This is a genomic window from Massilia sp. YIM B02769 (assembly GCF_030411995.1).
Lineage (GTDB): Bacteria > Pseudomonadota > Gammaproteobacteria > Burkholderiales > Burkholderiaceae_D > Telluria.
This window is the reverse complement of the sequence record NZ_JASNRC010000002.1, coordinates 370991-383163: the sequence shown is the minus strand read 5'-3', so window position 1 is coordinate 383163 and position 12173 is coordinate 370991. Positions and strand designations below refer to the sequence as shown.

Sequence of the window (12173 nt, the reverse complement as noted above, 5' to 3'; positions counted from 1 at the left end):
TTATCCAAGGCTGGCCACGCTGGGTTGCGTATCCGCCGGCAGGCCGGCGTGGGCGTGGGCATGCACAGGCCGGTGCCGCAGGCCCAGCGCGTCCTCGATCAGGCTGGCCGCACGCGGCGTGCCGCCGGCGCGCGCCAGGTCGGCAGCGAGGGGCGCCATGCGCTGGGCGAAGCCGGGTTCGTCGAGCAGGCGGCGCAGCAGGCGCGCCATCTGCGCCGGGCTGGCGAAGCGCGGCGAGGCCGACAGGCCGATGCCGGCATGGCGGATGCGCGCCGCGGCGCCCGGCTGGTCGAAGGCGATCGGCAGCGCCAGGATCGGCGTGCTGGCGGCAATCGCATCCATCACCGTGTTCGAGCCGGCGTGCGAGATCACCACGTCGGCGCGCGCCAGGACTTCTGCTTGCGGTGCAAAGGCGACCACCCAGTCGGCGCCGGCAGCGCGCAGGGCCTGGGCCTGGCGCTCGTCGAGGCCGCCGCAGTGGGCGACCAGCAGCTGCACGCCCTGCTTGCGGCAAGCCTGCACGATGCGCTTGAACAGGCCGAAGCGCCCGCCCTGCAGGGTGCCGAGCGAAGCGAACACGAAGGGGCGGTCGGGCGCCACATCCGGCATGCGGCGGCCGTCGCCGGGCGGGGGCGTGCCCTGGCTGAAGCGCAGCGGGCCGACGTGGTGGAAATGCGGCGGCAGTTCCTTGCGCGGGAAGTCGAAGCTGGAGGTGGTCTGGCTGACCTGAACCAGCGGCGACAGGCATTCGTGCATGGCGCTGCGCGGCCGTAGCCCCAGCCTGCGCGCCTGCGCCGCGATGGCCTCGGCATGCGGCGCCATCAGCCAGTCGTAGACGCGGGTGCTGCCCTCGACCATGTGGCGGGCGCGCTCGCTGTCCTCGTAATCGAAGGGCATGACCGGCAGCGGGATGCCGGGTTCGCGGTTCACCGGCAGCGCGTTCGCCACCGAGGCGAAGGGCAGGCCCATGCTCTCGGCCACCAAACCGCCGGCCGCTTCCATCTGGTCGCACAGCAGGGCGTCGATGCCGAGCGCCTCGATGGCGGGCGGCAGTTCGCGGCACAGCATATCGGTGGTGCGCGCCATGTCCTGGATCACGCGGCGCAGGCCCAGCGGCCCGCCCGGATTGGCGGCGCGTTCGATGGAAGCGGCCAGGGTGCCGGCCGGGTGGGTGTCCCGGCCGACCGCGTGGAAGCCGAGGCGCGGGTCCTTTAGGTAGGCGCCGGCGTCCTGCTGGTGCAGGAAGGTGATGCGGTGGCCGCGCGCGGCCAGCTCGGCGGACAGGGCCGCCATTGCGTTGTAGTGGCTGTAGAACGCCGGTGCGACCACGCCGAAGTGGGCCATGCCTGATTCCTTGATTACACGGGTTGATTCGACGGGACGCGTGCGGCCATGTCAGTGGTGTACGGCGTAGTCCGGCTGCTTGCTGGCGACATGGCGCACCGCGCCGCCGCCGAACAGGCTGTCGACGAAGCGGCGCGTGCCCTGTTTGCTGCCGATGGCATCGGTCAGGCAGCGGTCGGCTTCGTGCAGGTGGTCCATCAGGCGCCGGCGCGCTTCGTCGAAGCCGAGCGTGTTGATGAAGGTGGCCTTGCCGACGTCCTTGCCGGTGTCCTTGCCGGTGACCTTGGAATCCATGCCGGGGCCGTCCTGGAAGTCGTCGCGCAGCTGGAAGGCGTGGCCGGCGGCCAGGGCAAAGGCGCGCAGCGAGCGGGCCACGCAGTCGTCAGTTTCGGCAATGATGGCTGCCATGTCGACCGCCGCGCCGAGCAGCACGCCGGTTTTGAGTTCGTTGGTGGTGGCGATGTCCTCGGCCGAGCGGGCGCTGGCCTGCAGGTCGAGGAACTGGCCGCGCACCAGGCCCTGGGCGCCGATGGTTTCCGATAGCCGCGCCACCAGGCGCGCGCGCACCGCCGGCGGGATGTCCTGGGCCGAACCGAGGATGCCGAAGGCGCGGCTGAGCAGGGCGATCGAAGCCAGGATGGCGACGTCTTCGCCGTACTGCACGTGGATCGTGGGCTTGCCGCGGCGCAGCTGGGCGTCGTCCATGCAGGGCATGTCGTCGAGCACCAGCGAGGCCGCGTGCACCAGCTCGACGGCGCAGGCGACGTCGATCAGGGCCGGCGAATCGCAGCCGAGGTCGCGCGCGACCAGCATCAGCAGCAGCGGACGCATGCGCTTGCCCGAACCGAGGGCGGCGCTGCGCATGGCGGCGGCCAGCCGGTCGCTGCTGGGGCCGGCGTCGGCAAGCAGGGCGGCGAGCCGGTCTTCGAGTTCCTGGCGAACCATGTCCAGCTCCGCGCCCGCGATGTCTTTCGGGTTGTCGATCTCGCACCTGGCGAATCTTTCTGCTTGCGTACCCATGCGCACTCCTCCGCCAAATGTGGATGTGTGAAATTGATGATTTCGTATTGCATCATACCGGAATCTTAACTAAACAATAATTAACATCTTCAACGGTGTGCGGTATAGACAAATTTGGTGTTTTGGCCCGGGAGCCGTCATTCGTGTGCACCACTGCCTCTGAGGACAACTATTCCATGGTTTGGTCACATGTGGCGCGCCGGGCGTGGCGAGCCGGGACGCAATCAGTTCGAGACGCCGCGCAATATCGGCGCTTCGTTTGCGCTGAGTGAGGACGTGGGCATAATGTCAGCTCATCAATAATGATCGGGAGACCCTGTGAAGTCCTTCGCCAAGACCTGCCTTTGCCTGTCCGTGTTGTCCGCTGTTTTGCCGGCATCGGCCGCACCTGCCGCGCCTGCCCCATCGGCATCGGCTGCGCCGGCCGCCGCACGCGTTACCGTTGGCAAGCTCGAGCGCCTGGCGCTGGCGCCGTCGAAGTTCGTCGAGGCGCGTCCGGTGGAAGTGTGGGTTCCCGGCGATTATGCCGAGAAGGCGCGCGCCGGCAAGCGCTTCCAGGTGCTCTACATGCACGACGGCCAGATGCTGTTCGATTCGTCCACCACCTGGAACAAGACCGCCTGGCATGTGCACGAGACCCTGGCGCGCTTGATGCGCGAAGGGAAGGTCGAGGACACGATCATCGTCGGTGTCTTCAACATCGCGCAGAACCGCTACTTCGAATACTTTCCCGAGAAATTCCTGGACGAGATGACGCCGGAAGCACGCGCCGCCTTCGTGCGCGACGGCCTGAAGCACGCGCCGGAAGCCGACGATTACCTGCGCTTCCTGGTGCAGGAACTGAAGCCGGTCATCGACGCCAGGTACGCCACGCGCACGGATGCGGCGGGCACCTTTATCATGGGATCGAGCATGGGCGGCCTGATTTCGGTGTACGCGATGAGCGAATACCCGCAGGTATTCGGCGGCGCGGCCGGCCTGTCGACGCACTGGCCCGGCACCGGCAGGCACAACGCCGCCCTGCCGCTGGCCGCCTACAACTACCTGAACCACAAACTGCCGCCGCCGCAGGGACACAAGCTGTACCAGGACCATGGCGGCGTCGGCCTCGACGCGCTGTATGCGCCGTATCAGACCCTCGTCGACCAGATCGTGCGCGACAAGGGTTATACCGACGCCCACTACCTGAGCAAGGTGTATCCGGCCGACGACCACAACGAAAAAGCCTGGGCCGAGCGTCTGGAGGCGCCGCTGGTCTTCCTGCTGGGTAAATAAACAGCGGGAGCGGGCTTGGCACGACACGTGGTTTGGCCAGGCTTTTGTTTCGAAGCAGGAGGCCGCGGCCGCGCTGGCGGGTCGCCTTGCTGTCCTGCGCGATGCCTGTCCTACTTTTCCTTTGCAATTTGAAAGTGTCGTGCTAGATTTGCTGCTGTATTGACAACCAGCCAGGGGCACTGATGCAGACGTTGGAAGACCTTCGCATTGATTTCGATATCCGTTCCAGGCGTTCGTTATCGATGCCGCTTGCCGGCATGGCCGTATGGGCCGTCGTGGCCGCCCTTGGCCTCTTGCTGCCGCCGAAGACGGCGGTGCTGGCGCTGGTGTTCGCGACCGGCGCTATCTTTCCGGTCGCGCTTGCCATTGCAAGGCTGCGTGGCGAGCAATTAATCGATAACACAAACCCGCTCGCCAAGCTCATGGGCGTGTGCGTAATGATGGTCAACCTGTTGTGGGCGCTGCATATTCCGCTGCTGCTGCATGCACCGCAATTCGTACCGCTCAGCCTGGGAATCGGGCTGGGCCTGCACTGGATGGTGTATTCGTGGATTATTGCCCACCCGCTTGGCTACCAGCATGCCGTGCTGCGCACGGCCGGCCTTGTCGCGGTATGGTTCGCGTTTCCGGCACAGCTGGTAACGGCATCGGCGGTCGTGGTGGTGGCAGCCTATGCACTGACCTTGCTGCAGATGCGCTCCCGCACCGTCGCGCATTCGCCAGCAGCGCTGACCCCCGCTGTTTGACGACAAAAAAAAGCCGCCCGACTTGCGTGGGGCGGCGTGCGCGTTAGCGCTTGTCGGTCAGAGTCAACTGTAGCTGGTCCAGGTCTGTGGAATATCGATCTGGCCGGTCTTGGCCGCATTCGCATAGGCGCGCATTTCGGCGACGACGGCTTCCAGCTGTTCGTTGCCCGGGTTTTGCAGGAAACCCTTCATGCGTTCGTGCAGCGCGGCTTGCTGGTCGCGCCATTCATAACGGGAGGTCTTGCTCATGCTGCCTCCCCGCGATTCAACGCTGTGATGTTCTTGTTGAGATCCATGACATCCTCCTTGATAAGGGAATCAGCTTCTCACACAAGCATGCCTGCGTTCGGTGCGCTGACGCACATTTGCTCAGCAGTATCGGTAGGAAATGGCGCTATCGCAAGACCGCACGATAGAACATGTTCAACCGCTCATCGAGCAGGCGGTGCGCCTCGGCCGGTTCGGGCTGGGCGTCGGGAAACACGAAGCGCTGCACGCTGTCGCCGGCGATGATGCTGATCAGGAAAGCGGGCAGCTGGGGGAAGGGCAGGTCGTCGCGCAACTGGGCACGCACGTCGGCGCGGGCGAAGAAGCGGTCGATCATTTCGCGCGTCAGGCGCGGCCCGGCGCCATAGAAGGTATCGGCCAGTTCCGGGTTGCCCGGCGCTTCGGCAATCACCACGCGCTGCATCGCAATCAATTGATCCTTGGACAGCAGGTCGAAGAACTGGTGCGCGAAGTCGCCGACCACCTCGCGGAAGGGGCGCATGTCCTTGTCCATGTCGCGCATGCGGAAGAACTGGTCGCGGCGCGCCATCAGCACCGCATTCAGCAGGCCGGCCTTGCCGCCGAACTTCACATAGATGGTGCGCACCGCAACGCGCGCGGCGCGGGCGATGGCTTCCAGGCTGGTACGGGTGTAGCCGTTGGCCAGGAACAGGCGGGCAGCGGCGTCGATCAGGTCCTGGGTGCGGGCTTCGACGTCGCCTGCCTTCGGGCGCCCGGCGCTGCGCGGGCAGGCCGCCGTCGGCATCTCTGCCGGCAGGCTTTCTTCAGTGGATGCGAGTGCTTGCGATGGTTTGCTCATGCCGCCACTGTAAATCACCAACAAATGAAATGCAACCGTTTCATTTCTTGACGAACTTGGGAAGATGCCGAATAATGTAGGACAACACTTATTCCCTTTTCGGAGTTGCCTTCATGTCCCAACCGCAGACTTCCGGCGCGCCAGCCCCGCACGGTGCCGTTCCTCCTGCCGCTTCCAACGCACCTGCCGCCGCCGGCAAGACCCCGCCCAACAAGCGCGTGCTGGTCGTGGTCGGCCTGATCGCCCTGGCAGCCGCCGTCGCCGGCGGCCGCATGTGGTACCGCAGCCATAACTTCGTCGAGACCGAGAATGCCTACGTCGCCGGCCACGTGCACCCGGTCTCGTCGCGCATCGCCGGCGTGGTCACGCGCGTGCTGGTGGAAGACAACCAGCATGTGAAGGCGGGCGACCCGATCGCCGAACTCGACCCGGCCGACCAGCACGTGCGCGTCGAGCAGATCGAGGCGCAGATCGCCAGCGCGAAACAGCAGGTGATCCAGGCCGACGCCCAGGTCGCACAGGTGAAGGCGCAAGCCGAAGCCGCATCCGCCCAGGTCGGCCAGTCGCAGGCCCTGCTGGTGCGTGCGCGCCAGGACGCCGAGCGCTTCGGCCAGCTGTACAACACCACCATGAAGGCGGTCTCGAAGGCCGAAGTCGACGCCGCGAACGCCGCGCGCGCCGCCGCCACCGCCGATGTCGCCGCCCGCCGCGATACCGCGAACGCCGCCAAGGCCAACATCGCCGCCGCCAGCTCGGCGCGCGACGTGCTGAACGCGCAGATCAAGGTGCTGCAGGCGCAACTCAAGGACGCGCAGCAGCAGGTCGGCTACAGCCGCATCGTGGCGCCGGTCGACGGCCGTATCGGCCGCCGCAGCGTGGAAGTGGGTGCGCGCGTGCAGCCGGGCCAGCAACTCGTCGCCGTGGTCGAGGACAAGGTCTGGGTCACCGCCAACTTCAAGGAAACCCAGCTGGCCGGCCTGAAGCCGGGCCAGGAAGTGGAGCTCGCCGTCGATGCGCTGCCGGACGAGCACCTGGTCGGCCGCGTGGACAGCTTCTCGCCGGCCTCGGGCAACCAGTTCGCGCTGCTGCCGGCCGATAACGCGACCGGCAACTTCACCAAGATCGTGCAGCGCGTGCCGGTGAAGATCGTGTTCGACCAGAAGGACGTGCAACGCCTGTCCGGCCGCCTGGTGCCGGGTATGTCGGTGGTTGCCGAGATCGATTTGCGCCAGAAGGCCGAAGCCACCCAGGCCGAGCCAATGCGCGCGGCCGCCAAGTAATCGCCTGAGCCTGATCGCTTGAGCCACTACGCCAAGGACCACCCATGAGCACTACGACCAAGGCCGCGCCAGCCGCCTTCCCGGGCGCGCCGGCTGCCGGCGCCGCCATCGGGTTGCGCACCTGGATCGCGGTCGCCGCCGGCATGCTCGGCGCCTTCATGGCGGTGCTCGACATCCAGATCACCAACTCGTCGCTGCGCGACATCCTGGGCACGCTGTCGGCGACCCAGGAAGAGGGTTCCTGGATTTCCACCGCCTACCTGTGCGCCGAGATCGTCGTGATCCCGATGACGGCGCTGTTCGCGCGCGCCTTCGGGGTGCGCAACTACATGATCGGCACCACCGCGCTGTTCCTGGTCTTCTCGACCCTGTGCGGCGCGGCCTGGAACCTGGAAAGCATGATCGCTTTCCGCATGATGCAAGGCTTCACCGGCGGCGCCCTGATCCCGATGGCGATGACGCTCGTGATGACGCGCCTGCCGTCGTCGAAGCGCGCGGTCGGCATGGCGATTTTCGGCCTTACCGCCACGCTGGCGCCGGCCATGGGCCCGACCCTGGGCGGCTACCTGTCCGAGCTGTACAACTGGCCCTCGATCTTCTACATCAACTGGGTGCCGGGCGTGCTGCTGATCGCCGGCATCATGTGGGGACTGGATAAAGAGAAGGCGCAGATCGGCCAATTGGTGCACGCCGACTGGCTCGGCATCTTCCTGATGGCGATGGGCCTGGGTTGTTTGACCATCTTCCTGGAAGAGGGCAATTCGAAGGACTGGTTCGATTCGAGCTTCATCATCAGCTTTGCCGCGCTGGCGCTGATCGGCATCCTCGGCTGGGTAGCGAACAGTTTTGTCCGCCAGCAGTCGTTCGTGAACCTGCGCCTCTACGGCCAGCGTAACTTCCTGGTCGCGACCGCGCTGTCGGCGGTGACCGGCATGGGCCTGTACGGGTCGTCCTACCTGCTGCCGCTGTACCTGGGCCAGATCGCCGGCTACACGCCGATGCAGATCGGCGAAGTGATCGCCTGGGTCGGCCTGCCGCAGTTGATCGTGATGCCGTTCGCCGCCGCCCTGTCGTCGAAGGTCGACAACCGCATCATGTGCAGCTTTGGCTTGCTGCTGTTCGGCGGCTCCTGCCTGATGAACGCCTTCATGGACGCCACCACCGGCTACGACCAGCTGATGGTCACCCAGATCATCCGCGCCATCGGCCAGCCCTTCGTGATGCTGACGCTGTCGAACTTCGCCATGCAGGGCATCGCCCCGAAGGACATGCCGTCGGCCTCGAGCCTGTTCAACATGACGCGTAACCTGGGCGGCTCGGTCGGGATCGCGCTGCTGGCGACCTCGCTGACCAACCGCGAGCACTTCCACTCGGCGCGCATCGGCGAGTCGGTGTCGACCTACGCACCGGCGACCCAGGAGCGCCTGGACCAGATGACGCAAGCCTTCATGGCCAGCGGCATCGACCCGGCCACGGCCGCCAACCAGGCGCTCGCCGCGCTCGACCGCATCGTGCGGCGCGAATCGTATGTGATGGCCTACAACGACGGCTTCTGGATCGTCGGCCTGATCCTGATCTCGTGCATCGCCGTGGTCTGGCTCGCCGACAAGGTCAAGTCCCCCGGCGGCGCCGGCGGCGGTGGCCATTGAACCCTATTCGATTGAAGAGAAAAACGATGTTCGATTCCTTTGCCAAGAACCTCCCGCGCCGCGCGGCGCTTGCCATCGCCGCCGCTGTAGTGGTGTCCGGCTGCTCGACGATCGGTCCCGACTTCGTGGCCCCGAAAGGCGCGCAGGAAACCGCCTTCCGCCATGCCGCCGCTGCCCCTGTCGGCGCTGCCGATGCTGCGCGCCTGCCGGCCGACTGGTGGACCGTCTTCAACGACGCCACCCTGAGCGAACTGGAAGCGCGCGCCCTGCGCGACAGCCCGGGCGCGAAAGCCGCCGGCCAGCGCCTGCTGCAGGCGCAAGCCCAGCTCGGCGTGGTGCGCGCCGGCCAGGCGCCGAACGTGTCGGTGAACGCCGGCATCTCGAATTCGCGCACCTCGGCCGAGACGGCGCAGGGCCTGGCGCTCGGCGGCCGTTCGATCGAAGGTAACAACTACACGGTCGGCGCCTCACTGTCCTACGAGCTCGATATCTGGGGCCGTGTGCGCCGTATCGTGGAAGCGGCCGACGCCCAGGCCCTGGCCGCCCAGGACGACCGCGACGCCGTGCTGCTGATGCTGACCGGCCAGGTGGCACAGAGCTACTGGCAGCTGCGCGGGCTGGATGCCGAGCAGGCGATCCTGGTCGATGCCCTGGCCGCCCGCCGCGAAGCGCAGGAGCTGATCGAGGCGCGCTTCAATGCCGGCCTGTCGAACGAGCTGGACGTGTCGCGTGCCCGCATCGAGCGCGCGAATGCCGAAGCCGATCTGCACGAAGTGCAGCGCCAGCGCAACGCGGTCGAGCACGCGCTGGCGACCCTGGTCGGCGTCTCGCCGAGCACGCCGCTGGTGGCCAGCGCCGCCAAGACCGCGCTGCCGCTGCCGCCCGCCATTCCGGTCGGCCTGCCGGCCAGCCTGCTGGGCCAGCGTCCCGACCTGGCGGCGAGCGTGGCGAACTTGAAGGCGGCCAACGCGCAGGTGGGCGTGGCCGAGGGCATGTTCTATCCTTCGCTGACCCTGACCGGCAACTTCGGCTATGCGTCGGAATCCCTGCGTGACCTGGCCGGCGGCAGTGCGCGCCAGTTCTCGGTGGGACCGCTGGCCTTGTCCTTGCCGGTGTTCGACGGCGGCCGCAACCGCGCGAATCTGGCGCTGTACCAGGCGCGCTACGAAGAGGCGGTGGCGAACCACGAGAACCGCCTGCTGACGGCGCTGCGCGAAGTGGAAGACGCGCTGTCGGACGTGCAGCAGCGCCAGAAGCAGGGCGACGTCCAGGCCCAGGCCCAGGAAGCCGCGGCGCGCGCGCTGCTGGTGGCGCAGGCGCGCTACGAGCGCGGCGTGTCGACCTACCTCGACGTGATCGACGCCCAGCGCAGCACGCTGGCGGCCGACCGCGCGGCGGCGCAGATCCGGACCCAGCGTTTGCTGGCGTCGGTGGCCGTGGCGCGTGCGCTGGGTGGTGGTTGGAGCCAGGCGCCGGCGCTGGCGACGGTGCGGTAAATAGTATCGTAAGCTGGCCAGAAAAATATCCCTGGCCTGCGCCCCTTCCCGTACGGTGGGGTGTTTGAAGCCGGGGGCTTCAAACACGAAGTGCCCACGCGGTTGCGTGCATATCCTTGCACCTGTATCAGAACCGACTCGCTCGCGAAATATGCAATGGGCGAAACCCATGCATACCGTTTTGGCCTTGGCCGATGTCGCGAGCGACGCTTCACCGCAGCAGGTGCAAGGATAAGCACGTAACCGCGTGGGCACTTCGTGTTTGAAGCCCCCGGCTTCAAACACCCCACCGTACGGTCAACGTCGGTGGTGCAATCAAACGGTATTACAATCTCCTGCTGCACCTACACCAACAGGGGACACATGAAATACCTTCTCGCTCCACTCGTCCTGGCCTTGGCCGCCGCCGGCGCCGTCACCGCCGCCGACGCACCCGCCACCAAACCTGGCCCCGCCAGCGTCGCCGAACTGAACACCATGGCGAAACGCTTCGCCCCGATCGAACTGCGCGCCGACACCTCCAAACTCTCGCAAGGCGACCGCGCCGCCATCGCCAAGCTGGTGGAAGCCGCGAAGATCGTCGACACCCTGCAACTGCGCCAGCGCTGGACCAGCAACGAAGCCCTGTGGGCCGCCCTGCAAAAGGACAACTCCCCGCTCGGCAAGGCGCGCCAGGATTACTTTTGGCTGAACAAGGGACCGTGGTCGATCATCGACGGCAACCGCTCCTTCATGCCCGCCGAGTACGCCGGCATCGGCATCCCCGCACGCAAGCCCGACGCCGCCAACTTCTATCCAGCCGGGGCCACCAAGGAAGCCCTGGAAGCCTGGATGAACGCGCTGCCGGCGAAAGACAAGGAAGCCGCCCAGTGGTACTTCACCGTCATCCGCGGCGACAAGGCCGGCACATTCCGCACCGTAAAATATTCCGAGGAATACAAGCCGGAGCTGGAAAAACTGGCCAAGCTGCTGCGCGAAGCGGCCGCCCACACCGACAACGCCTCGCTGAAGAAATTCCTGAGCCTGCGCGCCGACGCCTTCCTGTCGAACGACTACCTGGCCTCGGACTTCGCCTGGATGGACCTCGACAGCCCGGTCGACATCACCATCGGCCCCTACGAGACCTATAACGACGAACTGTTCGGCTACAAGGCCGCCTTCGAGGCGTATGTGAGCGTGCGCGATCCGCAGGAAACGCAAAAGCTGAACTTCTTCGGCAAGCACATGCAGGAGCTGGAAGACAACCTGCCGATCGACAAGCAGTACCGCAACCCGAAGGTCGGGGCGATGGCGCCGATGGTGGTCGTGAACCAGGTCTACGGCGCCGGCGACGGCAACATGGGCGTGCAGACCGCCGCCTACAACCTGCCGAACGACGAGCGCATCATCCGCGAGCGCGGTTCCAAGCGTGTGATGCTGAAGAATATCCAGGAAGCGAAGTTCGAATCGACTTTGATGCCGATCACCAAGCTGGTGCTGCGTCCGCAAGACCAGAAGGACCTCGACTTCAATTCCTTCTTCACCCACATCCTGGCCCACGAGATCACCCACGGCTTGGGACCGCACGTGACCAAGCAGGGCGGCAAGGAATCGACGCCGCGCCAGGATTTGAAAGAGACCTACTCGACCATCGAGGAAGCCAAGGCCGACGTCACCGGCCTCTGGGCCCTGGCCTACATGATGGACAAGGGGCAGTTGAAGGACACGCTGGGGCAGGGCGAGGCGGCCGAGCGCAAGCTGTACAACACCTTCCTCGCGTCGTGCTTCCGCACGCTGCACTTCGGCCTGACCGATTCGCACGCGCGCGGCATGGCGATCCAGGTGAACTACCTGCTCGACAAGGGCGCTTTTGTCTCGCATGGCGACGGCACCTTCTCGGTCGACTTCAAGAAGATCAAACAGGCGGTGATCGACCTCGACCGCGAGTTCCTGACCATCGAAGCGACCGGCGACTACGCGCGCGCCAAGGCAATGATGGCGCGCTATGTCGTCATCCGTCCGGACGTGCAGAAGGCGCTCGACAAGATGAAGGCGGTGCCGAACGATATCCGTCCGGCCTTTGTCACGGCGGCCTCGTTGACCGGCGCCGGCAAGTAAAAACGGCTCGTGCGCAGTTTTTGACATGGTTTGTTGTCAAAAAGCTGCGCACGATTAGAAAACAGCCGATTTTTTGAAGAACGGTTTGCTATAGTCGCGCCCATTTCCTGCGGGCAATAATGCCTCGCACCTTTTTGGCGCTGCGCAGGACGACTAGCGAGACTCTCATGTTTTCTTCA

Annotated in this window: 10 protein-coding genes; 6 read left to right on the top strand and 4 right to left on the bottom strand. The window is 65.9% G+C overall.

What is annotated here, in order from left to right:
- Together QPK31_RS04490 and QPK31_RS04485 are read right to left on the bottom strand one after the other, a co-directional pair.
- Window positions 1-1344: a glycosyltransferase gene (locus QPK31_RS04490; protein WP_290421741.1), complete on the bottom strand. Its 1344-nt coding sequence runs from the start codon at window positions 1342-1344 to the stop codon at window positions 1-3.
- A gap of 51 nt (window positions 1345-1395) precedes the next feature.
- Window positions 1396-2364 (bottom strand): polyprenyl synthetase family protein, encoded by a 969-nt coding sequence (locus QPK31_RS04485; RefSeq protein WP_290421740.1) that lies wholly within the window; start codon window positions 2362-2364, stop codon window positions 1396-1398.
- Window positions 2365-2682: 318 nt separating this feature from the next.
- On the opposite strand from QPK31_RS04485, the gene QPK31_RS04480 reads away from it, so the two are divergent.
- Complete coding sequence (locus QPK31_RS04480) at window positions 2683-3639, top strand: alpha/beta hydrolase-fold protein (protein WP_290421739.1); 957 nt, start codon at window positions 2683-2685, stop codon at window positions 3637-3639.
- A 182-nt stretch (window positions 3640-3821) separates the two neighbouring features.
- A complete protein-coding gene (locus QPK31_RS04475; protein ID WP_290421738.1) occupies window positions 3822-4385 on the top strand; it encodes a hypothetical protein in 564 nt (187 codons plus the stop codon).
- Between the two features lie 63 nt (window positions 4386-4448).
- Here QPK31_RS04475 and QPK31_RS04470 read toward each other — a convergent pair whose 3' ends face one another.
- Together QPK31_RS04470 and QPK31_RS04465 are read right to left on the bottom strand one after the other, a co-directional pair.
- A complete protein-coding gene (locus tag QPK31_RS04470) occupies window positions 4449-4634 on the bottom strand; it encodes a hypothetical protein (protein ID WP_229438241.1) in 186 nt (61 codons plus the stop codon).
- 145 nt (window positions 4635-4779) lie between these two features.
- Entirely contained in the window at window positions 4780-5472 is a 693-nt protein-coding gene (locus QPK31_RS04465; protein WP_290421737.1) for a TetR/AcrR family transcriptional regulator, read from the bottom strand.
- A 113-nt stretch (window positions 5473-5585) separates the two neighbouring features.
- Here QPK31_RS04465 and QPK31_RS04460 point away from each other — a divergent pair, with 113 nt between their 5' ends.
- From QPK31_RS04460 to QPK31_RS04445, 4 genes are all read left to right on the top strand, one after another.
- Window positions 5586-6752, top strand: coding sequence for an HlyD family secretion protein (locus tag QPK31_RS04460; RefSeq protein ID WP_290421736.1), 1167 nt, complete (start codon window positions 5586-5588; stop codon window positions 6750-6752).
- A 44-nt stretch (window positions 6753-6796) separates the two neighbouring features.
- Window positions 6797-8401: a DHA2 family efflux MFS transporter permease subunit gene (locus QPK31_RS04455; RefSeq protein WP_290421735.1), complete on the top strand. Its 1605-nt coding sequence runs from the start codon at window positions 6797-6799 to the stop codon at window positions 8399-8401.
- 26 nt (window positions 8402-8427) lie between these two features.
- Entirely contained in the window at window positions 8428-9897 is a 1470-nt protein-coding gene (locus QPK31_RS04450) for an efflux transporter outer membrane subunit (RefSeq protein WP_290421734.1), read from the top strand.
- 363 nt (window positions 9898-10260) lie between these two features.
- Complete coding sequence (locus QPK31_RS04445) at window positions 10261-11994, top strand: hypothetical protein (RefSeq protein ID WP_290421733.1); 1734 nt, start codon at window positions 10261-10263, stop codon at window positions 11992-11994.
- The last annotated feature ends 179 nt before the right edge of the window (window positions 11995-12173 follow it).